The organism is Parvimonas sp. M20 (assembly GCF_035282425.1).
Lineage (GTDB): Bacteria > Bacillota > Clostridia > Tissierellales > Peptoniphilaceae > Parvimonas.
In genome coordinates, this window is the sequence record NZ_JAYKBQ010000019.1 from 1 (window position 1) to 25,512 (window position 25,512).

Below are 25,512 nucleotides of genomic sequence, written 5' to 3' on the forward strand. Positions count from 1 at the left end.
CGATGCTTCGCACCGGGTGGGTCCCGGGAACCTTGTTGCTTCGCAATAAAAACCCCACCCTTCCTCGATGCTTCGCACCGGGTGGGTCCCGGGAACCTTGTTGCTTCGCAATAAAAACCCCACCCTTCCTCGATGCTTCGCATCAGGTGGGTCCCGGGAACCTTGTTGCTTCGCAATAAAAACCCCACCCTTCCTCGATGCTTCGCATCGGGTGGGTCCCGGGAACCTTGTTGTTTCACAATAAAAAAGGCTAGTTTATACCAGCCTTTTTTACTATTTTATTAATATTTTTTCTTAAATATAACAACACCAGCTACTTCCAAATTGAAGTTATACTATAACTTAAGCCACCTGATTTGTTTTCGCCTTTTTTATATAAATTTTAAAATTTATCTAATCCAAACTCCATTTCCATCAAATGTATAATTTACATTGTTGATTTTAAGTGTTTTCCCTTGAGCGATTTGTCCGTCATCTTCAGCGTAATACCACTTTCCACCTACCATGAACCATTCATTAGCAGCAATACGTCCACTTGCATTTGCATAGTACCAATTTCCATCTACTAATACCCATTCATTTTGTGAAATTCTTCCACTTGCATTTGCATAATACCAGTTTCCGTCTTTATATACCCATTCATTCTTTGACATTGAACCACTCGCTTCAAGATAGTACCATTTTCCATTTTCTTTAACCCAGTTATCAGCAATCATATATCCATCTTTGTCAAATAAATACCATTCATTATTTATAAATTTCCAGCTATCTTTAACTTTGTCTTTACCATCAGCTGATTGGTAACTCCATTTTCCATTTTCGTTTTGAACCCATCTATAAGCTTGTGGATTTGGTTGTTCTTGACCATCTTTTACAAATTTCCATTCACCAGTTAAAAATAAATCTTCATTTTCTACTGTAACTTCATTTTCTACAGCAACCATTTGATTATCCTTTGGAATTTTCCAATTTATAAATTTCCAAGTTCCTCCGTCAACCTTAACATCATCATATTTTTGAATAGCTATTTTTGTGCCCTTTTCAACATCTGATTTATCCTTTGGTAATTTTGCTTTTACTTCTTCAGGCAGTTCCCTTTCATCAGGAACTGCAACAAATCTATACTTTACTTTAAATTTTGACTTGTTATTTTCTTCTTTAAGTTTTTCAATTCCCATTTTTAAATCAAAAGCTCTTTGAGCTAAACCGTCAAAATCTTTTTTAATTTGGTCTTCATAATCTTTCATATTATTTCTTACCAACATCACTTGATTTGTTAATTTTTCTATATCTACTAATAGATTAGCTTTCTTTTTTCCTTGTTCTTCAGTTTCTGGTTTAATATCTTGTACATCAATTTTCAAAGTATATAAATCATTAAGAAAATCGTCTGTAGGATTTTCATATTCTGCATATACGGCATGTGATGTGTTCACTGCTACAGTTGCAACTGAAGCAGACATAATAGATGCTAATAGTAACATTGCTTTTACTGATTTTTTCATATTTTGATTTTTGCTACATGAAATGTTAGGTACATTATTTAATTAATATTGTTGTTTTGTTATTTCACGTAGGCTCTCCTTTTCTTTTTTATTTTTTAACCTTTTCAAAACTTTGATTTTTAAATATCTTTTTTTTATTACCACAAAAATTTAATTATTAAACATAATTTTTTATAAAAATACTTAATATTTTTGCAAGATAATTAAAAAACATACATATCCTTATCTGCTATACTTAGAAAAAACAATCTATTCTTAAATTTATTAACTTATACACTAAAAAGACTGAGTAAAATTTTACTCAGTCTCTATTTAGAATCTTATACTTATCTAATCCAAACGCCATTATCATCAAATGTATAGTATACATTATTAATTCTAAGAGTTTTGCCTTGAGCGATACGTCCATCACTTTCAGCATAATACCACTTACCGTCAACAAAAATCCATTCATTTTCTGCAACACGTCCACTTGCATTTGCATAGTACCAATTTCCATCTACTAATACCCATTCATTTTGTGAAATTCTTCCACTTGCATTTGCATAATACCAGTTTCCGTCTTTATATACCCACTCATTCTTTGACATTGAACCACTCGCTTCAAGATAGTACCATTTTCCATTTTCTTCAAACCAGCTATTAGCTATCATTTTTCCATCTTTATCAAATCTATACCATTCATTATTTATAAATTTCCAAGAGTCTTTAATTTTTTCTTTTCCATCAGTTGATTGATATGTCCATGTTCCATCTTCATTTTGAACCCATTTATATTTTTGTGGATTTGGTTGTTCTTGACCGTCTTTTACAAATTTCCATTCGCCTTGTAATCTTAAATCTTCATTTTCAACTATTGCTTCATTTTCTATTGGTTCAACTTTATTATTTTTAGGAACCGTCCAAGTTATAAACTTCCAAGTTCCTCCTTCTACTTTTACATCATCAAATTTTGGAAGAGTTACTTTTGTCCCATTTGGAACATCATATCTATCTGCAGGTTTTTTATTTTTAACTGCTTCTGGTAACTCTCTGTCATCAGGTACTGCAACAAATCTATATAATACCTTAAATTTATTTGCTTGACCATCTTTTTCGAATTCCCAAACTCCATTTAAATTGATATCTTCATTTACAATTTGAACTTCATTATTTACTACTGTTTTAGTTCCGTCTGCATTAACTTTTTCCCATCTTTTGAACTTCCAAATTCCACCATCAACCTTTACTTCTTTAAAATCAGTCTTAAGTTGATATTTAAACCCTTTAGGTGCGTCAATAGCTGATTGTGGAATTTGGTTTTCTACTCCATCTGGCAAATCCTTACCTACTGTTCCTGATACAAATTTAGGTATTACATCGTATTTTTCCTTAGCCTCTCCACGATTAATAGAATTTGTACTAACATTATGTGTTTTTTCACCATTTTTTTGCTCTGCAAAACTAACTTTCGGTAATACTGCAAATAACATTGCAAGAATAAGAATTTTTGAAATTATCTTCTTCATTTTTCCTCCTTTTTGTTAAAATATTTTGCTATTGAAAATCAATTACATTATTTTAAGACAGATAAAATAAAATCTGTCTAATATAAGAAATTATTACAATAGCAATTTATATTATAACATGAATTTACCTTTTTGTGCAATTTTTACTCCCCTTACTCGTGTTATGATACAATTTATAAATTTAATGTTTAACAAATTAGCAAAAATTAAAGTCAAGCAATTTTAAAACAAATTAATTTTTACAAATAAGAACCCCACCCTTCCACGATGCTTTGCATCGGGTGGGTCCCGGGAACCTTGTTGCTTCGCAATAAAAAAGGCTAGTTTATACCAGTCTTTTTACTATTTTATTAATATTTTTTCTTAAATCTAACAACGCCAGCTACTTACAAAGCTATGATTGAAGTTATACTATAACTTAAGCCACCTAATCTGTTTTCGCATTCTTTATAGTTGCAATCCAATGTATTATACTAAAATGATTAGTTTTTAAAATTTATCTAATCCAAACGCCATTATCATCAAATGCATAGTATACATTATTAATTCTAAGAGTTTTGCCTTGAGCGATACGTCCATCACTTTCAGCATAATACCACTTACCGTCAGCAAAAATCCATTCATTTTCTGCAATACGTCCACTTGCATTTGCATAGTACCAATTTCCATCTACTAATACCCATTCATTTTGTGAAATTCTTCCGCTTGCGTTTGCATAATACCAATTTCCGTTTATTATTGTCCATTCATTCTTTGACATTGAACCACTCGCTTCAAGATAGTACCATTTATCATTTTCTTCAAACCAGCTATTAGCTATCATTTTTCCATCTTTATCAAATCTATACCATTCATTATTTATAAATTTCCAAGAGTCTTTAATTTTTTCTTTTCCATCAGTTGATTGATATGTCCATGTTCCATCTTCATTTTGAACCCATTCATAAGTTTTTGGTTTATTTTCTTCGTCTAAAACTAATTCAACATTCACAACCATAACACTAAAAACACCTGTATTTTTAGTATTATAGTAATAAGTGAAACTTTTTACCTTATCTGAGCTAATATTTAAAATTCCTGTATTCTTATCATAAGAAAGATTTGTATCTTTTTCATCGAATTTAACTTTATCTAAATTTTCTTTCCCTACAATCTTACTCATATCTATTTTTGTAAAATTATTAGTTTTATATTTTACTCTTTGGATTGAATCAAAATATGAAGATTCACTGTTAAATTCAATTTTAGATAAATCGATAGTAGTCAATCTATTTCCATGAATATTTAATCCAAATAATTTTAAATTTTCAATCTTTAATTCTGACAATTTATTTTCTTTTAGATAAATTGCTGTTAGTTTCTTATTATTGCTTAAATCAAGCTCAGTAAGTCCCATATCATCTTCTTTGTTATTATCTAAAGAAAGAGATTCTAATTCAGTATTTTTAGAAAGGTCTAATTTTTTCAAATTATGTCTTTCAAGTTTAAGTTCAGTTAGATTAACAAGAGGTGTAACATCTATATTTTCAAGTTTTTCTTTTTGATCTGACAAATCAAGATGTTTAAGAGAAGTTAATTTTGAAAAATCTAATCCATTTTTAAAATCATTTCCCTTTAAATCCAACCATTCAATCTTATTATTATCATTAAATTTAATTTCTCTAAGATTGTTATCATTAGCTTTTACTGATTTTAAAAGCTCTAAAGTACTTAAATCTAAAGTTTCTATCCCAACTTTTTCAACATTTAAATATTGAAGCTTTTTAAATGTAGTAAAATTAAAATTTTTGTGTTTTTCTCCCTTTATTTCTAAAAGATATACATTAGTTAGTTTTTCAACACCAGTTGTATCAGTGTTTTCTGAAATTTTTAACTTTTTGATATATTCTACTTGTGATTCATAGATATAATAATTAGCCTTTGCTTCTGCTTCATTTACATCAGCAGGAATATGTTTAAGAACTTCCAAATTGTTTTTATAAATTTCTTGTCTTAAAGCTTTGTCAGGAATATTTAAAGGTTTTGAAACTTCCTTTTTAAATTCTTCTACATCTATAGATACTTCTAGATGTTTTTCAGCATTAACTTTTTTATTTTTGAAACTAGGATCTAATTTAAAAACATTAGTTTCTTGTTCATTAGCTGCGGCATTATCATTAGATTTAAATCTAAATACTTTATTTCCTAATTTCAATTTTAAAGCAGATTTAGTCGGATTATATTCAACATTTTTTATAATAACTGAGTTTCCTTTAACTTCTTTTTGAATATCCAAAAGTTTATTGTTATGATCTAAAAGTTCAATCTCTACATTCTTTGCAAACTCTTCATTTTCAAAATTAAGTTTTAAATCATATTTTAATTCATAATTAATGGCTAAAATGCTATCTTCTTTTGTATTCAAGTAATGAGGTTCTTGAGGAAATTCACTGTCAAGACTTTCAAATATTGGGAATGACTTTCCTTCATAGTATTTAAAATCTGCACTCTTTACTTTAACTCCATAATCATTAACTTCTTCCTGATTATCTGCATATAACATAGCTCCTTGAGTATTTTTAGGAATTTTCTTTACAACTAAATTTTTATCATTTTGTTCTGAAAATAACTTAAACTCTTTACCTGTATTATAGTTGAAATAGCTTACACCTACTTTTAAAGCATCTGCATCAATTTTAGAAAAATCTTTCAACTTATGTCCATTTACATAAGGAACGACATTCAAATTAACAGTATCCTCTTTCTTTTCTGCAACAACTTCGTGTTTTGGATTATTCCAAAATACTACACTTGGTAGAATTATAGATCCCACCATTAACATTGACAACAATTTCTTTTTCATAAAATCCTCCTTTATTTTCTTTATTCTTTTATAAGAATAACTATATTAAATATACTATAAATCTTACCAGTTGTCAATTATTAATATGCTGTATTAAGAAGTTTTGTATTTTTATACGAAAAAGATTCTTTCCTTTCAAATATTTTTGCTTATAAATAAAAAAAGAGTGAGTAGCTTGTTTGATGTGTACCCATAAAACTGGACACAAAGTTTAATTAGTTAGTTACAAGTGGATGCTATCCTATATTTTGTAGGAGGCATCCATTTTGTTTTAAATTGAATTCTCTCGTTGTTATAATAATCAATATATTTCGCCATTGCTGACGGCATTCTATAATAGTGAAAAATCTTCCATATTCCAAATTTCTGTCGCTATATCCGTGTAGAAGTCTTTTTCATGAGAGATTAAAAAGATTCCACCCTTGTATTCCTTTAAGGCTCTTTTTAATTCTTCCTTTGACTCTGGATCAAGATGGTTTGTAGGTTCATCAAGCATTAGAATATTTGTCTTTTCATTTAAAATCTTACAAAGTCTTACCTTTGCCTGTTCTCCACCACTTAAAACCTTCATCTGTGATTCAATATGCACAGTTGTTAGAGAACATTTTGCAAGGGCAGTACGAATTTTAAATTGTTCCCAACTTGGAAATTTCTCCCACATCTCATCAATAGGTGTATTGTTATTGTCGTAATGCTCTTCTTGTTTGAAATAGCCTATTGCTAAGTTTTGACCGAAAGAAACGGAGCCTGAAATGGCTTTAATATTTCCAAGAATTGTATTTATAAGAGTAGTCTTACCAAGTCCGTTCGCTCCTACGATAGCAATTCTATCTCCTCTTTCCATACGAAGATTTAGTGGCTTACTTATCGGCTTGTCATAACCTATTACCAAATCTTCAGTTTCAAAAATTAATCTGCTTGTAGAAGGAGCAGTTTCAAAATAGAATTCAGGCTTTGGTTTTTCCCTTACAAGCTCAATTTTTTCCATCTTATCAAGTTTTTTCTGTCTTGACATCGCCATATTTCTTGTAGCAACTCTCGCCTTATTACGTTGAACAAAGTCCTCAAGCTCTTGAATTTCCTGTTGTTGTTTTTTATAAGCCGCTTCAATTTGTCTTTGTTTCAACTCTTTCAGTCTTAAAAACTCGTCATAATCTCCAACATATCTATTTACTTCACAATTTTCAACATGGTAAATCAAATTTATTACAGAATTTAAAAATGAAATATCATGAGAAATTAAAATAAAGGCATTTTCATAATTTTGCAAATATCTTCTAAGCCAATTTATATGCTCTTCGTCCAAGTAGTTAGTAGGCTCATCAAGAAGCAAAATATCAGGCTTTTCTAAAAGCAATTTTGCAAGTAAAATCTTTGAACGTTGTCCACCTGAAAGGTCAAAGGCAGATCTATCAAGCCAATTTTTAATTCCCATATTATGAGCAATTTCATCAATCTTTGAATCAATCATATAAAAGTCATTCGTTTCAAGTAATTCTTGAAGCTCCGCTGCATCAAGCATTATATCATCAAGCTCTTGACCTGATAATTCGCCCATTTTCATATAAATATCATTTAATTCACTTTCAACTTCAAAAAGATATGAAAAGGCTGATTTTAAAACATCACGAACTGTCATATTCTCACCAATTACAGAATGTTGATCGAGATAACCAATTCTTACTCTCTTTGCCCATTCAATACTTCCCTCTTCAGCTTCAAGTTTTCCAGTAACCAAATTTAAAAAGGTACTCTTTCCCTCTCCATTTGGTCCAACAAGTCCTATATGTTCACCTTTTAAAAGTCTAAAATTTACATCTTTAAGTATTTGACGACCACCAAAGCTGTGGCTCAAATTTTTTACAGTTAAAATACTCATTGCTTCTCCTTTGTGTGTTATAGCTCTACATATTTTACCATATTTTTTCATTTAAGTAAAAATTTTAATGATTGATTTATATTTCAACACAAAAAAGCCGTCATTTCTGACGGCAATGTTTAATATTAAAGTCTTTTAAGCATCTGATCTTGAAAATCCGTTTTTCATTTCACAACTTGCTGTAAAAAGTGTTTTATCAAGCAAATCATTTGTTTGGTCTTTTACAAAATCTGTTATCTCATCATTTGCTTTTTCTAAAAATTCATGAACATTCTTTATCTTTGATTTATTTTTCAAAAATTCTTTATCATATTTATTCAAAAATGTACGACATTTTGATTGAACTGCATTTTGATATCTTTCAACATGAGAAGCAGTTGATGGATAATGTGCATCGCAAAGTGCTCCGATAATACGATTTATCCAATAGAAATTATCTGTTGAAGGAGTAAGAGTTGTATTTTCCAAATATTCAGGCGTTTTTGTAATATTTGCATAATATGGAACTATTGCATTAAATACATTTGAACCAAAAGACAACCACTCAATACTTCTGATTTCCTCAGGCATATAAGGTCTTATTTGAACTAAAGCCAAAACATCATTACGATTTATACCTATAGGTCTGAATTTTCCTTTTTGTGATAAATCTCCACTCTTTAGATATGGATCATAAGGAGTGCCTTGATAGTGATTAGACATAATATACTTAACATCTTCTATTGTAATCTTCTTTTCAGGAATCATACACCAAGGAAGATTATCACTATGTGGTTTAAATTCAGCATTTTCACCATCCCAATCGAAAGTGTTTGGATTAAAATATCTTAGCATTACCCAAGCACGAGGTGTATTATAAGTATGATCTGCATCAGAATGACTTCCAAAGGCTACTCTTGGATTAAAAGGTTCTTCATAGTCATCATATTCATAATCTTCGTCAAAGTCGTCAATTAATTTATCAAGAGGCATATCGAGAGATAGGTCAAGGAAATTTTCTTCAACAAACTCTTTCAAATCTGAAGAACACATAAAATCTTCTTTTGCTCCATAAGCATCTTCAAAATCAAAATGATCAAGTCCGAATTGATTTGGCATTACAACATAAACCTCGTCAGGAACTCTTCTTGCTATCCAGTGATGACCTCCAATTGTTTCAAACCACCAAATAGAATCAACATCTTGAAAAGCAATTCCGTTACTTTCATAAGTTCCGTATTTTTCTATTAATGCACCAAGTCTTTCAACACCTTCTTTAGCACTATTTATATAAGGAAGAGTAATTACAACAAAATCTTCCTCTCCTATTCCACCTTTTTTTATAATGTCCGGTTCAAATTCCACTAAAGGATCCGCTCCCAAAACTCTTTCGTTTGTAGTAATAGTTTCTGTTGCAGTCATTGAAACATTTTTTTCATTAACGCCACAAGCTCCCCAAACTCCACGCCATTTTTTTACATTTGGAAGACAAGTATAACGCATAGGATTTTTAGGCAATTCAATTTCACAATCTGTACGAACAGATTTATAATGAATTGGTTGATCCTTAGGTTCAACAACGATAAATTTTTTTGATTTAAACATTCCCGCTGAAGAATCTTCAATACGGGCAACCAAAGTTGAGCCGTCATAACTTGCTCTTTTACCTATAAGAATTGTAGTACACATAACAAACCTCCTCAAAAATTAGTTAATAATAATTATTATTAACTACAATTATATTATAACTCAAATTAACAAAAAAGTAAAAATATTTTTTGCTGTTTCACAAAAAAACAATTAACGAAAACTAATCATTAATTGTTTTTTATAATATAAAACTATTTACTTTTTAATAATCTGTTGACTTCCTTTTGAACTTCATCATAATTATAACCTGCATTTTCTAGTCTTGCACGTCTTAATTCACCATTGCCCCAGTTTCCCTGTATAACTTCTTTGGCAACATCTCTTATTGCCTTTTCATTTATAAAAGCTCTATAGTCAACCCAACCTTTTAGCTCCTTTACATAATAGTAACTTCCCCATTTTCGAGTTAGAGTTACTTCTTCGCCTTGATGATTTTGAGTCGTTCCAATCATACTTTTATCTTCACAAAACCAAGGCAAGCTATCGATTGAATAGAAGCCTTTAATCTTGCTCTTTATATCCAAAAGCTCCATATATTCTCCTTCATCTTGAAATTCTTTTAATCTATAGGCAAAATAATGAGGTCTGCCTGCATAAACCCAAAGTTTATCATGATTATCCACAGAAATTCCATTTGCAGAATAATTACAATGAATAATTCTATTTTCATCAATAAAAATTCCAGTATGCCCATAACTTGAACTATTATTTTCCTTTTTTCCCCAGATAAAAATATCACCTCTTTTAGCATTCCAAGGAATATTATCCGTTATCTTTTCAAAGCCATTCTCTGTAAGCCAGTAATGTTCATGTTTGGTATCAATAGTCCAACCATTACTTTTTGCACCCGCAGACCTAAGTGCATAATATACAGAAGATGAACAATCATAACTGGAAGATCCATTCCTATTTTGCATAGAATATGAAACTTTGCCTTTTCTGTGTTCAAACCACTTTATAGCCTTTTCAATATCTATCATAAAAACTCCTATTTAAGTTTAACAACCAATTCATTTATAGCCTTTGTAAGTTCGTCAATCTTCTTTTCAAACCTAAGTAATAAAAATACAGAAAGAGCAACAGGAAAGCCTACATTTGAAATACTTGAAATTATATTTTCCATTTTTTCCTCCTATCTTTAGCAAAAAAAGACCCAAAGGTCTTTTTCTACTAGATTACTGTTATTTCTTCATAGCTTGTTGAAATAATATTAGCCTTTTTAATTCCTGTAACTTTTAAATTATCTTTAGCCAAAACTGACTTATAATCAAAAGTTTTTATAACATCAGACGCTTCATCGGCTGATATATTTTTAATATTTGAAATTGTAAATGCCATATTTTTCCCATTTTCTAATATTAGAGTCATACTCAATGTCTTTTTCATACTTTACCTCCTATTCTAAAGCTGTTTCTACGACTTTAATTATTTCTTTTCTTGTACCATCAATAAATTTTTCAACGAATTCTCCTAATTTCTTTAAATTTTCATCAGAAGATTCACTTTGAATATTCTTAACAGTTACACTTCTCTTTTTAGAATTAGCAAGGTTAAAACTAACCTTTAAATACTTTTTAGCCATATCTTTTCTCCTTTTTATTTATTTTGTAAGCCTTACACTTATATAATAAAAATTTTTTTAAAAAAGGGGGGATAAGGTTTATCTGTTATTCCTTTAACTTGTATGATGTACTATTTTATGATAAAATATTTGATACTAAAAGATTAGGAGGCAGTATGAACAACGGATTACTCGGAATTTTTTCGTACATAATTTTATTTATTTATACAGTATTTACCATTGGTAATTTATATATGATATTACAAAAAAAGAATACAGAAAGAAATTTTTTCAATATATTTTTGATGCCGTTATTGGCATTATTTTATCTATTAAGATTTAAAAATCATGATATTTTAATATATCTTGCTATATTTTTCTTTTGGATTGGAGATATTTTATTCACTAGAAGAAACAAAAAAAATATAATTTTGGGCTTACCACTATTTATTATCGGTATAGCTTTTTATATAATCAAACTTGCAACATTTATAAAAATACCGAATTTAAATTATTTACTAACCATATTAATAATGGTACTGTACTTTGGACTTGTATTTTTTGAAATCATAATATCCTATGAATATGCAAGTGAATACTTCAAAAAAGATATAATTTTTCTGTTCGCCTTTGCATTTTTAAACGCAACACTTTGCATTATGGCGATTTTAACAGCTATTTCAACTTATAAAATTGGAGTATGGTATTTGATTTTTGGAAGTAATTTATTCCTAATTTCAAACTCACTATTTTTATTCGCTACAGTTATTAAAAATAACAGATTTTTTAATATCTGTACAACATTGACTTACACAATTGCGACATACCTTTTAATAACAGGTTTTGGATTAATTTTAATATAAACGACTGAATTCAGTCGTTTTTTTGTTGGAGATTTATGAGATTTCTCCATTTCGCTACCACTACAATCGAGATGACGTGTATGGCTAAATATTTAACATCATAACACTTCAAAAAAATCCTCCCTTACACATCATCGCGAGCGTAGTGAAATGAAGTTAATCTAGCCATAACTTTGTTTATTTGCAAACAAAAGTAAGTCTGATGAGGTCATTGTATCTTTTGATACAATTGCTCTAGAAATCTCCTAAAACTATTTTAATATTAATTTTTCCCCTATATATCAATAAAAATATCAAAAAACATTTAGTTAAAAAATTTTCAAAAAACTGTTTTTTCCATTGTTTTTTTATACCTTTTATGTTAAAATAATCTCAGCATTTATTTATCGGAGGTATATTGAATTGGAAGAAAAGAATATTGGAAAATTCAAAAAAGATATTGGACTGGAAAACTTCCTATGTCTTGGTTTATTTCTAACATTTTTTATTTTGATTGGTAGAAAAATGGGTGGAATAAATATGGTTAAAACCATGATGAATACAGGTTTTGATCTGCTTATGAATGTTTGTTTTTATTTAATGGCAATTGCTGTATTGGCAGGAGCTGTTTCGGGCTTATTTTCAGAATTTGGAGTAATAGCTCTTGTAAATAAACTTCTGTCAAAAATTATGAAACCTATTTATGACTTACCAGGAGCATCTTCCCTAGGTATGTTAAATTGCTATCTTTCAGACAATCCGGCTATTTTAACATTAGCACATGATGATAATTTTAGACGTTATTATAAAAAATATCAAATGCCGGCTCTTACAAACCTCGGAACAGCTTTTGGTATGGGACTTATCACTACCACAACAATGATGGGAATGAATGTTAAAGGTGCAGTTACAAGTGCCTTAATAGGTAATTTAGGAGCAGTTATAGGTAGTATTGTTTCAGTTAGACTTATGATACATGCTACTAAAAAAATGTACGGAACTACCGAATACGTTGAAGTACACTCAAAAGAAAAAATTCCTGAAAACTCAAGAATAGTTAGAGAAGGAAGTGTAGGTTCAAGATTTATCCAATCTATACTTGACGGAGGAAAAGTTGGAGTTGATATGGGAGTTTCAATCATCCCAGGAGTTGTAATTATCTGTACTTTGGTTATTATGCTTACAAAAGGACCTGGAGCAGATGGAATCTATACTGGAGCAGCTAATGAAGGCGTCGCTGTTCTTCCATGGATTGGAGAAAAATTATCCTTCATACTTACCCCACTTTTCGGTTTCAGTTCTCCTGAAGCAATAGCAGTTCCAATAACTGCATTAGGCTCAACAGGTGCAGCAATCGGAACAGTTGCAAAAATGACACAAGTTGGCAAAGTTACAGGAAATGATATCGCAGTATTTACTGCAATTTGTATGTGCTGGAGTGGATATATTTCAACTCACATCGCAATGATGGATGCACTTGGAACAAAAGAAGCCACAGGAAAAGCATTAATTAGCCATACAATAGGCGGAATCGTTGCAGGAATATCAGCACATATTTTATATATGCTATTCAATATGTTTTAAATAATATAAATCTAGGTAGCAAATCAGATGCTACCTTTTTTATGCTTTAATTCCTATTTTATTTAATTTAGCTTTATGATATAATAATCATATATTTAAGTATTAAAAATTATTGTAAATGGAGCGAGTTATGGATAAGGAAAAAAACTATTTTAAAGAACTAAGAAAAAAAGTAGATATATATTTTGTAATTATTATTTCTATACTATTATCATTATCATTTTATCTGCTCTATGAAAGAAAAATTTTAAATCAAGAGAATATTTATGTGCTTGTGGCAATACTCACTATTAGTTTTATTGTTTACATTTTAAGTGTTAGAAGAAACTTTAAATCAAAAAACATTAATGAAATTGATAAAGCTATAATTTTTTCCATAATATTTTTAATAACTTCTTTTTTTATGATTATTATAATTAAGTCTATAAAGAATAGAGACTTACTTTTAATATATACTTTAACAAAAAAATTGATACAAAGAAATATTACTATAACTTTCCCAGTAATTAGTACATCAATAATTATAGTTTTAACATTATTGTCACTCATTTCTATAATAATAAGATTCTTCTTATATAAAAATGAAAATAATTATAATAAATCGGAAGCAAACAAACAAATTGTTTACACTTTATGGGATATTTATACTGGAAATTTCAATAATGAAGATTTGAAAAATTTAAAAATTGAAGATAAAGATAAAATTGAACACGATTTGTTTAGAAGAGAATTAATAATTGATAACTTATACAATTCAATTATTAATTCAAAAGACAAAACTGATTGTTTTTCAATAGGAATTGTTGGAGAATGGGGTAGTGGAAAAAGTACTATTATAGAATTAGTAAAAGAAGATATAAATAAAAATGAAATTTTAAATAAAAATGTAGTCATAGTTGATGACTTTGACCCATGGGCAATTAAATCACAGGATGCGTTAGTTTTAGCATTTTACAATACAATAATAGAAAATTTAGGAGAAAATATTGGCTATTTTAAAAGAAAAAAAATTCAAAATGCTCTTATTAATATATCTACTAATATTCCATATATCGGTAAAGGTATTGGAAGCTTTTTTGATAATAGAATTGATGATTATACAGAATATAAGGAAATTAAAGCTGATTTAAAAGAGAAACTGGAAAATTCTAATAAACGTTTGACTTTTATTATAGATAATTTAGATAGAATGAATTCTGATAATGTATTATTTTTACTTACTCTTATTGGAACATTATTTAAATTACCAAATATAACTTATATTGTAGCCTATGACAAAGATCGAATGAATACTATATTTAAAAGTGATAAAATAAATTCAAAATATCTTGAAAAAATTATAAATAAAGAAATTATACTTCCTAAAATACATAATTTAGATAAACAATCTGTATTTTACTATTGTTTAAAAAACTGTATAAAAGATAGTGTAGATAATAATATAATTAAAATAGTTTCTTCAAAATTTGATAATATAAGAGAATTTATAAGATTTTTAAATTTTATAATATGTTATATGAGCTCAAATTATTTATGGATAAATAAAAATGATTTTCTAATTATAAGAACTATAGAATTTTTAGATAGAGAATTATACATAAAAATATATAAAAATAAAAACTTTATTACTAGAACAAAAAATAATAAAGATGATTTTAATTCTGAAGAGAATAAATTTTTTAAAGAAGTAGAGACAAGTAATTTTTTTGATTTATTACAACACCTATCACTTGGACTTTCTAATTTTAATATTATAAACTATCCAACACAATATTCTCCTTTGGATGGCTATCACTATTTATGTGACAAAATTTCTTTTGGAAATTATTTTTCCCTAAATACAAATACCGCAGAATATATAAAAATAAAAGAATACTTTAATTATACTAATATAAACTATGAAGACACCAAGATTTTCTTTGATGAAGATAATAAATATTTAAAATGGGAATACATTATGGGATTAAACACTTATTTAGAAGAGATAGCCCCAATAAAAAACGTTAATAATAATGTACAAAATACCAAATTATCTATTTTTCTTTACTTTTTTGAAAAAATAGTAAATGGATTGTTTTATGAGCATATCAATAGTAGGATAGTTTTTTATAATACCTATAAATATATATTTATAAATGATTATGAAAAAGTTAATCCGTATCATCGATTAGAAAATTCCGAATATTTCAGATTGATACAAAATATTTTTATAAAAATACTAAAATCAGAAGATTTTTCAGAATTAAATTATTTTAAAGCTATCTTTTTTAATTCCAATAAGTTTGTCATGTTAGTTTATTTTTATATCAAATTAACATACTCACTAAAAAATGATAATAACGTTAAAATTATCGAAAAAAATCAAGGTATTCTTAAAAAATCAAGAAAATTACTTAAAAGGTCTGAACAAATAATAGATTCTAAAAAAAATGGTCAAAACAAAGTCAAAATTTTATCAAAATTATTATATAAATTATATGAATATACTGAAAAACAAAACATAAAATAAAGGAGTGAAAATTTTCGCTCCTTTGTTGTTTACATTTTATTTAATTAATCTTATTTAGCTTTTTTTCTTTTAGAAATATACATTCCTAAAATTCCTACTGCTAATAATAATGTGGAAGATCCTGCAATTGCAGTTTTTGGCAATTTAGTTCTTTTTTTCTTATTAGTTTTGCCATTTTTCTTATTATCACCCTTGTTCTTAGGATTTTTTGCACTATCTTTTTGCCTTTTGTTATCTTCCTTCTTATTTCTTTTTTTGTTATTTTCTTTTTTGTTATTATTTTTTTTATTGTCTTGTTTCTTATTATCTTCTTTCTTGTTGTTTTTTTTGTTATCTTCTGGTTTAGTATCTTCAGTAGTTGTTAGATCTGTTCCCTTAGGATAACTGCCATTTGTTCCGTTTGCTGAATTTTCATCTGTATCAACTACATTTGATTCAACGACAACATCTTGAAGTTTTAAGAATAATTTTCCTGCTTTTTCACTACTTTGTCTGCCATCATTTATTTTGTATTTTGCAGTAGATTCTGCTAATGTTATTTCATCATTACCGATATCTTTTTTAGGTTTTAGCTTGTAAACTAATTTTAAAGTTTTACCTTGTTCAAAAGCTTTTTTAACCTCTTCTGCATTTAAAGTCCAGCTAACTTTTGGATCACTTTTTAAGAATAAGAAACTTCCACCTTTGTCAAATTTTGCATTACCATCTTTTTCAACAATTTCAGCTTCATAATCTTTATTAATTTTATCTTCGATTAAGATTTCTTTTAAGATATCTTTAAATTTGTCGCCTAATTTGCTGTCATCAGTGTTTAAAAAGCTTCTATTTTCAGACATATCTTTTAAATATTTTTCTAATTCATCTTTTTTCTTATTATTTTTATCAGTAACATTTACAGAATAAAAACTTATATTTTTTCCTTTAGCAATTTTTGCTTCACCTTGTGCTGATAAATTATGATTATAGTAGATATAGTCTCTTTGATAGAAAATTGTATCTAATGCAGTTTCAATTGCCTTTATAGTTACATTATCAAGTAATTTTCTAGCACTTCCAGCATCTTTTTTTGTTATTGCTTTTTTAATATTATCCATAATCAACTTTTTAAATGGCATTTCATTGCTTACGACTTTTTTTCTATGATAACTGTGATTATGGTATCCCTCTCCAATAGTTTTTGAGTAATCAAACTTTGAAGAATCAAAATCATTACTTGCATATTCTTTTAATTTTATATAGTCAAATACAGAATCCAATCCAAAAAGCTTTAATATATCAGTTAATCCAAGTTTATCTTTTATATTATCAAAATTATGAATTCCAAGCTTGTTTAAAGTATTTAAAAATGTTTTAAAGTCTTCAATCATATTAGCTTTTTTAGTTTTTTGTTCAAGATAAAAAGGCCATGGAAGATATGGACTTTCACTTACTACACTGTCTCCTTTGATTGTTGTAGTTCTAGCGTTGTCCTTATCTTTTATGTCATAACTAAAAGTAGCTTCTCCTTGAGACACAAGTACAATATGTTGACGCTTCCCATTCTTTTTCTCTTTATCAAAAATATTTTCAGCTTTATAAATAGCAGCTTGCATACTTACACCATAGTTAGTGTTTTTCTTAGCTTCATCAAATGCTTTTTCTACCATTTGCTCAACATTTGAAGGTTTTAATTCAACTGCATCTTTAACTTGACGATAAAAACTGATTAATCTAACTGAATTAAGATTTTTATGTGCATCATCTTCTAAAAGAGTCTTAACTATTTTTTTGATTTTTTCTTTTGCAAGTTTCTTAGACTCTTCAGTCATCTTTTTAGATGTATCCAAAAGGATGATAACATCTGAACCATTATGAATTTGCTTTGGTGTTATTGTTGTTGTAACAGTTATTGACTTATCCTCTCCAACAACAGCTGATTTCATAATATCAAACAATTCTGTCTGATCAACATCTCTTTTCTTTACGTTTTTGTCCTTATCAGAGATTGTTTTGTCAGTTCCTTCTTTTCTTACCACAAGTTCCTTTTTTTCTTCAACAGTTTTATTTTTTGACGAATTTCCTTCTTCTGCAAAACCTTGTTTAGGTAAAAAATTGATTACAAAACTGAATAACAAAATAAAGACTAATAATTTTGACTTTTTCATAAATTGTAACTCTACTCCTTAAAAAATTTTTTATATAAAAAATGAGCTTAAAAACAATTAAAATTTTATTTAGTAACAAATAATTAATTATAAATAAAAGCTCAAACCTTATATACTTTCCGTAATATAATAATGTATTTTCACATTAATTTCAAGCGGTACCCGTCATATATACCCTTAATACACATAAAAAATCACAAAAAAATGTGTTTTTTGTGATTTTTTATATTAATTTATTCTTTTTAGCAATTTTTTTGATTTTATCCAAGTCGCTGTTTTCGTATTCTTGCCTTAAATCTCTAAAGATTTTGAAATTTACCATTATGGTTTTTTCTTTTTTTTCAATAGAAAAGCTTCTTATTCTATCCCATCTATAGAGTTTCCCAACTAATTGCCATGGATGAATAATACCTCTTTCACTTATCCCAGCACTTATAATGCTTGTAAAGAAAGCTAGCCACCAAGATAAAACAATTATATATCCCACTAAGTCATTTTTTACTTTATATCCTGCAAATAGCATAAGAGCTAATGCGATTATAAGAGTCATTAATGTAAATTTTGTAAACTTTACTTTTATGATACAAGTTAGTCTCCGATAAATGTTAAAGAGACATAAAAGTAAAGGAATTAATATTAACGGTAACATAGTTTCTCCTTAAAATTCCATTTTTATACTTCTTTTAAAAAGATTGTCCAAAACTTCTTTTGGATCTCTTTTATCATATATTATTTCATAAACTGCATTTGTTATAGGCAATTCAACATCATATTTTTCGGATAAGTCCATTAATGCCTTTGTTGTATAATAGCCCTCTGCAAGTTTTTCAAATTTTTCTCCCTTTACAAATTTTTCTCCAAATTTCCTATTATTACTAAATTCAGAAAAGACTGTAGCTTCATAATCACCAAGATGGCAAAGCCCGTATGCACAGCTTTTATCTCCCCCCATGTTTTCTATAAGTCTTGCAATTTCTCTTGTTCCTCTTGACATCAAAGCTCCTTTTAGTGAGCTTAAATTGAATCCGTCAAGCATTCCTGCAGCAATACCTATTACATTTTTTGAAGCCGCTCCGATTTCATTTCCCAAAAGATTGGTTCCATAGTAAAATCTGATTAAATTACTTGAAAAAGAATCAACTAATTTTTTAACCAATTCCCTATCATCCGAGTCTATTACCATACAATTCGGAATTCCATTTGTAAAGTCTTGAACATGACCTGGTCCAATCCAAGCACCACAAGAGTAATTTTCTCCCAGAATATCTTTTACGATTTTTGTAGGAGTAAAGCCCGTCTTAATTTCAATTCCCTTCATACAGAGAATAATTGGAATATTTTTCTCTTTAAAAAGAGCTTTATTTTCATTTAACAATTCTCTTAAGCCCTGTGTTCCAACTGAGATGATAATTAAATCTTTATCAAAAACATCATTAATATTTGTTGTTAAAGAAATTGACTTTGGAAGTTCAAGAAAATTATTTTTTCTATTCTCTAAAAAGTTTTTCATCTTTTCTGAAGTTTCTCTTCCATATAAAGTAACTTCTTTTCCTATTTTATCTAAATACCAAGCTATGAAACTTCCCCATCTTCCACAGCCTATAACAGCAATTTTCATAAAATCTCCTATTTTTCTTCTAACATATCTATTCTATTTTGATGACGACCGCCTTCAAAGTCCTCTTCAATAAAAGTTTTTACAATATCTTTTGCAAGTTCAATTCCTATAACTCTTGCACCTAAGCAAAGAACATTTGCATTATTATGCTTTCTTGTCATTTTTGCTGAAAAACTTTCACTGCAAAGACCTGCACGAATTCCCTTAACCTTATTACAAGCTATTGATATTCCAATGCCTGTCCCACAGATTGCAATTCCTAAAGAATTTTCATTTTCTAAAACTTTTTTACAAACAGCTTTCCCAAAAACTGGATAGTCCACACTTTTAGTTTCATCTGTTCCTACATTTATAACTTCATGTCCCATTTTTTCTAAAAACTTTACTAATTCATTTTTCATTTCAACTGCTGAATGATCATTACCTATTATTATCTTCATACAACTCTCCTTATATGCTATTTAATATAACTAATAATAATATATTTCTTAAGTATAGTCAAGTAGTAACTTATAAAGCTACTATTTAGTAAGTAATATAAATTTTAGTAACTTTATAATTGACCTTAGGTTAAAAAAGTGATATAATAATACCAAGAATTAGCAAACTTAACCCAACAACTTAAAATACCGTCATGTCTTAAAATCAGGAGGAAAGATGTACGATAGAGAGAAGATTATAGAAGATTTTAGCCCTTTGATAAAAGCGAGTATAAAAAAGTATTTTGCAAATTACATAAGTTATGGAGATGCATATCAAGACGGAGTTGTAAAAATTTTAGAGCTTTTGGATAGCTATAAAGGTGGTGGAAAAGTTTCGCTTGAATGTTATTTAAAATATCAATTAAAATTTTTTTATATGCAAAAATTTTTTAAAAGAAAAAAAGAAAATGAAAAAACATATACGAAAATATATCAGACAAAGGATGACGAAACAATTGAAGTTTTGGAGCTTATTGTTGATGAAAATGCAGATACACAAAGAGAGATTGAAACAAATGAAATGAATAAAAAGGTAAGAGAAATTGTGTCCACTCTCCCCCAAAAGCAAAGAATGGTTATAGAATATAAATTTTATGAAAATTTAAAAAATAGAGAAATTGCGGAGAGAATGAAAATAAAGGAAGATACAGTAAAGGAGTATTATAAAATAGCAAAGAAAAAACTTAAAACTAAATTTATTGAAAATGAAATAGATGTTAGAGAGTTGTAGTGTTTAGATACCAACAGAATGTATCGTAGATACATAATAAGTTTAGATTTCTTTCAGAAATACTATTGCTTGTAAACAAGCAATAGTTGAGATCTTTCGACTACACTACGTTTCGCTCAAGATGACGTGTTTGGGGGCTTTACTCTTCTTGGTGCTATGACGTGAAAAATTTTAATTTTATATAAAATTTTTAAATATTCTTTAAATTCTATTTGCTTTTAACGTCTAGCTATAAAACGAAGTATTCTCCTTACACGTCATCTCGACTGTAACGAAGCGAAGCTGAGTGGAACGGAGAGATCTCATTACAATTATTTGTTACAAATAATTGTAAGTCCTACTAAGGACTTGTATAAAAAACAATATATAACTGTACTAGATATTTCCTAAATCAATTTTGCAATTATATTTCTATCCCCTATTATTTCAAAAAGGACTCTTTGAGTTCTTTTTTTGTATATTTTTATGAAATTTTTACGATTTTGTGGTAAAATATAATATGTATATTTATGTAGATTTTTAACAAGGAGAAAAAATGACAAATTTTATAGATGAAAAATATGATGTTGTTGTAATTGGCGCAGGTCATGCAGGTTGTGAAGCAGGTCTTGCGAGTAGCAGACTTGGACTTAAAACAGCTATTCTTACAATAAGCATGGATTCAGTAGCAGATATGCCCTGCAATCCAAATATTGGTGGTACGGGAAAAGGCCATTTAGTTCGTGAAGTTGACGCACTTGGTGGAGAAATGGCAATAAATATAGACAAAACTTTTATTCAATCCAGAATGTTAAACACTTCAAAAGGTCCTGCTGTTCACAGTTTACGTGTTCAAGCAGATAAAAAGATGTATCATACTGAAATGAAAAAAGTTTTGGAAAATGAAAAAAATATAGATTTAATTCAGGCAGAAGTTAAGGAGATTTTAACTGAAAACAATGAAATTACAGGAGTTTTAACGACTTCAAATGAAATCTTCCCTGCAAAGGCAGTTATCATCTGTACGGGAACTTATCTTAAATCTATGATTTTAATTGGAGAAAACTGTTATGAAAGTGGTCCAAACAACTGGAAATGCTCTACTTATTTAAGTAATAGTTTAAGAAATTTAGGTATTCCACTTAGACGTTTCAAGACCGGAACTCCTGCAAGAGTTCATAGAGATTCCATTGACTATTCAAAAATGGAAATTCAAAAGGGAGATGACAATATAATTCCATTTTCCTTTATGAATGAAGGAAAAGATATAGGAAATCATAAGGAAGATTGTTTTTTAACTTATACAACTTTGGAAACTAAACAAATAATCGAAAAAAATCTTCATAGAAGTCCTATGTATGCAGGAATTGTAAAGGGTGTAGGTCCAAGATATTGTCCTTCTATTGAGGATAAAATCGTACGTTTTAATGAAAAAGACGAACATCAAGTTTTTATTGAGCCTGAGGGTTTAGATACTTCTGAAATGTATGTTCAAGGTGTCAGCAGCACTCTTCCCTTTGAAGTTCAAAAGCAGATGTATAAAAGTATTTTAGGACTTGAAAATGTTAAGATAATGCGTCCTGCTTATGGAATTGAATATGATTGTATTGATCCAACTATTTTAAGAGCTACTTTAGAACATAAGGATATTAAAAATCTTTTCTTTGCAGGTCAAATCAACGGAAGCTCCGGTTATGAAGAAGCTGCAAGTCAAGGTATTATCGCAGGGATAAATTCAGCAATGAATATTTTAGGAAAAGAACCTTTTGTGCTTACCAGAAGTGATGCCTATATCGGCGTTTTAATCGACGATTTAATTACAAAAGGAACTGATGAGCCTTATAGAATGATGACTTCAAGAACTGAATACAGACTTTCTTTAAGACAAGATAATGCTGATTTAAGACTTACAGAAATGAGTTATAATATAGGTTTGGCGACTAAAGAACGTTATGAAAAATGCCTAAATAAAAAGACTTTAATAGAAAACGAAATTGAAAGATTAAAGTCATCTATCTTAACACCAAAAGAAAATACAAATAATGCTTTAGAAGCATTAGGAAGTATGAAGCTAAAAACTGCAGTAAGCCTTTATGATTTAATAAAAAGACCTGAGCTTGACTATGAAATAATCAAGGATTTAGACACAACTCGTGAACCTTTGGATAGAGAGATAAAAATGCAAGTTCAAACAATGATTAAATATGAGGGTTATATCGAAAAACAAAGTCAACAAATTGAGGCATTTAAAAAATTAGAAAATAAAAAACTTGAAAATATCGACTATAATTCCCTATCAGGTCTTAGAATTGAAGCTGTTCAAAAACTTTCAAAATTCAGACCTGAAACAGTGGGACAGGCGAGTAGAATTTCAGGAGTAAGCCCTGCAGATATAAATGTTTTGCTTATTCATCTTGAAACTCAGAGGAGAAAAAATGGATAATTTAAAAAGTTTAACTCAAAAAGAAAATATTATCTTAAATGATATAGCTTTGGAAAAGTTTGAAATTTACAGAAAACTAATTCTTGAATGGAATGAAAAAATAAATTTAACAGCCATTACAGATGAAGAAGCTATGAATACAAAACATTTTTTAGATTGTTTATTGCTTGCAAAAACAGATCTTTTTGATGATGATAAATCTGTTTTAGATGTGGGAACAGGTGCGGGTTTCCCTGCTATTCCACTTAAACTATATAATGAAAATTTAAAAGTAACAATGTTAGATAGCTTAAATAAAAGGATTAAGTTTTTAAATATCGTAATTAAAGATTTGAATTTAAAAAACATAAAAGCTATTCACGGACGCGCAGAAGAAGTTGGAAGAAAAGAAGGCTTTAGAGAAAGTTTTGATATAGTCAGTTCAAGAGCAGTCGCTTCCCTATCTTTACTTTTGGAGTTTACAATTCCATTTTTAAAAGTAAATGGTCTTTTTCTTGCAATGAAAGGGCCTTCATATCTTGAAGAAGTTGAAGATTCAAAAAATGCTTTTAAAAAATTAAACTGTAAATTGGAGAATGTTTTGAATTTCAAAATTGAGCAAAGTGGAGAAATTTCAGAAAGAAATATTTTGATTATTAAAAAGATAGGAAAAACTCCGGATAATTTCCCAAGAAATATGGGACAAATAAAGAAAAAACCATTATAAAAGACAAAAAGAAGGTTGAAATGCCTTCTTTTTTTGTATTTAGGAAATTTTTATAGAAAATTAGATTTAGGAAATCTCTATTATAACTACCCAACAAATCTACTTTTGTTTGTTTAAAGTAAACAAAGTTAGGGCTAGATCCACTGCACTCAGCTTCACTTCGTTTTTGTCGAGATGACGTATTTGGGGATTTGCTTTATAAGTTACTATGATGTGAAATGTTTCTATTCAAATACAAAAAAATGAAGGTCATTTTTTGACCTTCATTTTTTATATTTATCCTTCTATCTTTTTACGTTTAGAATCAATTAGGTAAAGTATAACTCCTGATGCTAATAGCATTTTTACAAAATATAAGTTTGAAGATATATTTGTCTTAGGCAATTTATGTTTTATCAACGATATTGTTTGAGCAGGATCGTTTATATCTCTATGAGAACCTATTTCTACACCTTTTTCATAAAGTGTTTCAAAGGCTACAAGTTTTCCACCTTTCAAATCTTTTGCCTCAACATTTACACTTAATTCTATTTTTCCTTTGCTCTTTTCAGCAACAAAAGTTTTTTCTACAGTTAATGGCTTCCCATTTACTAAGAATGGCTTTCCTGTTTCTTTATCCATCCATACTAGTTTAACTGTGTATTCCTTACCAACAACTAAATTACTGTAGTAAACATAGTCTGTTAAAGTCAATGTTTTTTCTAAATCTGCCTCTTTCTTTCCATTAACTTTTGCTTCTGTCTTTAGTTCTGGTTTTGGTTGTTTAACCTTTACTGTTTGATCTGCATCATTAATGTCCTTATGTGATGCTACTAAAGTATTATCCTTATACACTTCTTCAAAAGCCACTAGTGTTGTATCTTTTTCAAAATGTTTAGCATCCACAGTTGTACTTAATTCTACTTCTCCATTTTCTTGCTCTGCTACGAATTCTTTTTCTACTGTTACTTCTTTTCCGTCAACCATGAATGGCTTATTTGTTTCCTTATCCATCCATACTAACTTAGCTGTATATTTCTTTCCTACTATTAAGTTATTATACTTAACTACATCTTTTAATACTACCTTGTCAGTTGGGGCATCTTCTTTCTTATCATTAACTTTTGCTTCTGTCTTTACTGTTGGTTTCTTACGGTCTGTAATTGTAACTTTTCCGCCCTCTGATTTTACTATATCATCTTCTGCTACTTTTGTTACTTTTACATTTCCGTCTTTATCAACTTCAAACTCTATATCTGTTACTGTCAAATATCCTTCAGGTGCTGACTCTTCATGGAATACATACTTACCTGGTAATAAGTTTAATTCCTTAGATGTATCTGTTGATTCCCAACTAATTGAATTTACTTTTTTACCATTGTCATTTATTAAATTTGTTCCATCTGCTGATTTAACTGTTATCTTTGCTCCAGCTAATTCTTTTCCACCTAAATCTACTTTGCTTACTTTTACAGTGTTGAAGTTTTCTTTTACTACAACTGTTTGATCTGCATCATTAATGTCTTCATGGGCTCCTACTTCAGTATTATTTTCAAACATCTTTTCAAAGGC

Annotated in this window: 21 protein-coding genes; 6 read left to right on the forward strand and 15 right to left on the reverse strand. The window is 28.7% G+C overall.

All coding sequences use genetic code 11. From position 1 onward, the window contains the following. Nucleotides 1–389: 389 nt before the first annotated feature. The 10 genes from VJI93_RS07150 to VJI93_RS07190 all read right to left on the reverse strand — a co-directional run bounded on the left by VJI93_RS07150 (nucleotide 390) and on the right by VJI93_RS07190 (nucleotide 10,945). Nucleotides 390–1,505: an SHIRT domain-containing protein gene (locus VJI93_RS07150; protein ID WP_324000231.1), complete on the reverse strand. Its 1,116-nt coding sequence runs from the start codon at nucleotides 1,503–1,505 to the stop codon at nucleotides 390–392. Nucleotides 1,506–1,831: 326 nt separating this feature from the next. Beyond that, nucleotides 1,832–3,013: an SHIRT domain-containing protein gene (locus VJI93_RS07155; RefSeq protein WP_324000232.1), complete on the reverse strand. Its 1,182-nt coding sequence runs from the start codon at nucleotides 3,011–3,013 to the stop codon at nucleotides 1,832–1,834. Between the two features lie 496 nt (nucleotides 3,014–3,509). Next, nucleotides 3,510–5,855 (reverse strand): hypothetical protein, encoded by a 2,346-nt coding sequence (locus VJI93_RS07160; RefSeq protein ID WP_324000233.1) that lies wholly within the window; start codon nucleotides 5,853–5,855, stop codon nucleotides 3,510–3,512. Nucleotides 5,856–6,074: 219 nt separating this feature from the next. Next, entirely contained in the window at nucleotides 6,075–6,185 is a 111-nt protein-coding gene (locus VJI93_RS09400; protein ID WP_416384094.1) for an IS3 family transposase, read from the reverse strand. 1 nt (nucleotide 6,186) lies between these two features. Beyond that, nucleotides 6,187–7,734 carry an ABC-F family ATP-binding cassette domain-containing protein gene (locus VJI93_RS07165; protein ID WP_324000234.1) on the reverse strand — a complete coding sequence of 516 codons (1,548 nt, stop codon included), beginning with the start codon at nucleotides 7,732–7,734 and terminating at the stop codon, nucleotides 6,187–6,189. Nucleotides 7,735–7,869: 135 nt separating this feature from the next. Next, complete coding sequence (locus VJI93_RS07170; protein ID WP_324000235.1) at nucleotides 7,870–9,402, reverse strand: C69 family dipeptidase; 1,533 nt, start codon at nucleotides 9,400–9,402, stop codon at nucleotides 7,870–7,872. 152 nt (nucleotides 9,403–9,554) lie between these two features. Continuing rightward, complete coding sequence (locus tag VJI93_RS07175; RefSeq protein ID WP_324000236.1) at nucleotides 9,555–10,343, reverse strand: peptidoglycan amidohydrolase family protein; 789 nt, start codon at nucleotides 10,341–10,343, stop codon at nucleotides 9,555–9,557. 8 nt (nucleotides 10,344–10,351) lie between these two features. Beyond that, entirely contained in the window at nucleotides 10,352–10,486 is a 135-nt protein-coding gene (locus VJI93_RS07180; protein WP_324000237.1) for a YvrJ family protein, read from the reverse strand. A gap of 47 nt (nucleotides 10,487–10,533) precedes the next feature. Beyond that, the gene (locus tag VJI93_RS07185; protein ID WP_324000238.1) at nucleotides 10,534–10,749 is read right to left on the reverse strand and encodes a DUF2922 family protein; all 216 of its coding nucleotides are present in this window, start codon (nucleotides 10,747–10,749) and stop codon (nucleotides 10,534–10,536) included. 10 nt (nucleotides 10,750–10,759) lie between these two features. Beyond that, a complete protein-coding gene (locus tag VJI93_RS07190; protein WP_324000239.1) occupies nucleotides 10,760–10,945 on the reverse strand; it encodes a hypothetical protein in 186 nt (61 codons plus the stop codon). A gap of 155 nt (nucleotides 10,946–11,100) precedes the next feature. On the opposite strand from VJI93_RS07190, the gene VJI93_RS07195 reads away from it, so the two are divergent. From VJI93_RS07195 to VJI93_RS07205, 3 genes are all read left to right on the forward strand, one after another. Further along, nucleotides 11,101–11,787, forward strand: coding sequence for a lysoplasmalogenase family protein (locus VJI93_RS07195; protein WP_324000240.1), 687 nt, complete (start codon nucleotides 11,101–11,103; stop codon nucleotides 11,785–11,787). A 402-nt stretch (nucleotides 11,788–12,189) separates the two neighbouring features. Further along, the gene (locus tag VJI93_RS07200) at nucleotides 12,190–13,350 is read left to right on the forward strand and encodes a CD0519/CD1768 family membrane protein (RefSeq protein WP_324000241.1); all 1,161 of its coding nucleotides are present in this window, start codon (nucleotides 12,190–12,192) and stop codon (nucleotides 13,348–13,350) included. Between the two features lie 130 nt (nucleotides 13,351–13,480). Continuing rightward, complete coding sequence (locus tag VJI93_RS07205; protein ID WP_324000242.1) at nucleotides 13,481–15,859, forward strand: KAP family P-loop NTPase fold protein; 2,379 nt, start codon at nucleotides 13,481–13,483, stop codon at nucleotides 15,857–15,859. Nucleotides 15,860–15,909: 50 nt separating this feature from the next. Here VJI93_RS07205 and VJI93_RS07210 read toward each other — a convergent pair whose 3' ends face one another. The 4 genes from VJI93_RS07210 to rpiB form a co-directional block, all read right to left on the reverse strand. After that, nucleotides 15,910–18,003 (reverse strand): serum opacification factor, encoded by a 2,094-nt coding sequence (locus VJI93_RS07210; RefSeq protein WP_324000243.1) that lies wholly within the window; start codon nucleotides 18,001–18,003, stop codon nucleotides 15,910–15,912. Between the two features lie 223 nt (nucleotides 18,004–18,226). Further along, nucleotides 18,227–18,652: a hypothetical protein gene (locus tag VJI93_RS07215; RefSeq protein WP_324000244.1), complete on the reverse strand. Its 426-nt coding sequence runs from the start codon at nucleotides 18,650–18,652 to the stop codon at nucleotides 18,227–18,229. 9 nt (nucleotides 18,653–18,661) lie between these two features. After that, on the reverse strand, nucleotides 18,662–19,621 hold the full coding sequence (locus VJI93_RS07220; protein ID WP_324000245.1) for an NAD(P)H-dependent glycerol-3-phosphate dehydrogenase: 960 nt from the start codon (nucleotides 19,619–19,621) through the stop codon (nucleotides 18,662–18,664). Between the two features lie 8 nt (nucleotides 19,622–19,629). Then, complete coding sequence (gene rpiB, locus VJI93_RS07225; protein WP_324000246.1) at nucleotides 19,630–20,061, reverse strand: ribose 5-phosphate isomerase B; 432 nt, start codon at nucleotides 20,059–20,061, stop codon at nucleotides 19,630–19,632. A gap of 217 nt (nucleotides 20,062–20,278) precedes the next feature. Between rpiB and VJI93_RS07230 the strand changes: the two genes are divergently transcribed. From VJI93_RS07230 to rsmG, 3 genes are all read left to right on the forward strand, one after another. After that, the gene (locus VJI93_RS07230) at nucleotides 20,279–20,833 is read left to right on the forward strand and encodes a sigma-70 family RNA polymerase sigma factor (RefSeq protein ID WP_324000247.1); all 555 of its coding nucleotides are present in this window, start codon (nucleotides 20,279–20,281) and stop codon (nucleotides 20,831–20,833) included. 535 nt (nucleotides 20,834–21,368) lie between these two features. After that, nucleotides 21,369–23,255 (forward strand): tRNA uridine-5-carboxymethylaminomethyl(34) synthesis enzyme MnmG, encoded by a 1,887-nt coding sequence (gene mnmG / locus VJI93_RS07235; RefSeq protein WP_324000248.1) that lies wholly within the window; start codon nucleotides 21,369–21,371, stop codon nucleotides 23,253–23,255. Beyond that, the gene (rsmG, locus tag VJI93_RS07240) at nucleotides 23,248–23,961 is read left to right on the forward strand and encodes a 16S rRNA (guanine(527)-N(7))-methyltransferase RsmG (protein WP_324000249.1); all 714 of its coding nucleotides are present in this window, start codon (nucleotides 23,248–23,250) and stop codon (nucleotides 23,959–23,961) included. Before mnmG ends, rsmG begins: the two co-directional genes overlap by 8 nt. 276 nt (nucleotides 23,962–24,237) lie before the next feature. On the opposite strand, the gene VJI93_RS07245 is transcribed toward rsmG, so the two are convergent. Then, a partial coding sequence (locus VJI93_RS07245; RefSeq protein ID WP_324000250.1) for a VaFE repeat-containing surface-anchored protein occupies nucleotides 24,238–25,512 on the reverse strand: 1,275 nt, incomplete at its 5' end.

Coding starts and splice junctions, on each gene's coding strand:
- VJI93_RS07150 (WP_324000231.1), bottom strand. CDS start 1,505: ATGAAAAAATCAGTAAAAGCAATGTTACTATTAGCATCTATTATGTCT.
- VJI93_RS07190 (WP_324000239.1), bottom strand. CDS start 10,945: ATGGCTAAAAAGTATTTAAAGGTTAGTTTTAACCTTGCTAATTCTAAA.
- VJI93_RS07180 (WP_324000237.1), bottom strand. CDS start 10,486: ATGGAAAATATAATTTCAAGTATTTCAAATGTAGGCTTTCCTGTTGCT.
- VJI93_RS07230 (WP_324000247.1), top strand. CDS start 20,279: ATGTACGATAGAGAGAAGATTATAGAAGATTTTAGCCCTTTGATAAAA.
- mnmG (WP_324000248.1), top strand. CDS start 21,369: ATGACAAATTTTATAGATGAAAAATATGATGTTGTTGTAATTGGCGCA.
- VJI93_RS07185 (WP_324000238.1), bottom strand. CDS start 10,749: ATGAAAAAGACATTGAGTATGACTCTAATATTAGAAAATGGGAAAAAT.
- VJI93_RS09400 (WP_416384094.1), bottom strand. CDS start 6,185: ATGCCGTCAGCAATGGCGAAATATATTGATTATTATAACAACGAGAGA.
- VJI93_RS07195 (WP_324000240.1), top strand. CDS start 11,101: ATGAACAACGGATTACTCGGAATTTTTTCGTACATAATTTTATTTATT.
- rsmG (WP_324000249.1), top strand. CDS start 23,248: ATGGATAATTTAAAAAGTTTAACTCAAAAAGAAAATATTATCTTAAAT.
- VJI93_RS07175 (WP_324000236.1), bottom strand. CDS start 10,343: ATGATAGATATTGAAAAGGCTATAAAGTGGTTTGAACACAGAAAAGGC.
- VJI93_RS07215 (WP_324000244.1), bottom strand. CDS start 18,652: ATGTTACCGTTAATATTAATTCCTTTACTTTTATGTCTCTTTAACATT.
- VJI93_RS07160 (WP_324000233.1), bottom strand. CDS start 5,855: ATGAAAAAGAAATTGTTGTCAATGTTAATGGTGGGATCTATAATTCTA.
- VJI93_RS07220 (WP_324000245.1), bottom strand. CDS start 19,621: ATGAAAATTGCTGTTATAGGCTGTGGAAGATGGGGAAGTTTCATAGCT.
- VJI93_RS07205 (WP_324000242.1), top strand. CDS start 13,481: ATGGATAAGGAAAAAAACTATTTTAAAGAACTAAGAAAAAAAGTAGAT.
- VJI93_RS07165 (WP_324000234.1), bottom strand. CDS start 7,734: ATGAGTATTTTAACTGTAAAAAATTTGAGCCACAGCTTTGGTGGTCGT.
- VJI93_RS07210 (WP_324000243.1), bottom strand. CDS start 18,003: ATGAAAAAGTCAAAATTATTAGTCTTTATTTTGTTATTCAGTTTTGTA.
- VJI93_RS07170 (WP_324000235.1), bottom strand. CDS start 9,402: ATGTGTACTACAATTCTTATAGGTAAAAGAGCAAGTTATGACGGCTCA.
- VJI93_RS07155 (WP_324000232.1), bottom strand. CDS start 3,013: ATGAAGAAGATAATTTCAAAAATTCTTATTCTTGCAATGTTATTTGCA.
- rpiB (WP_324000246.1), bottom strand. CDS start 20,061: ATGAAGATAATAATAGGTAATGATCATTCAGCAGTTGAAATGAAAAAT.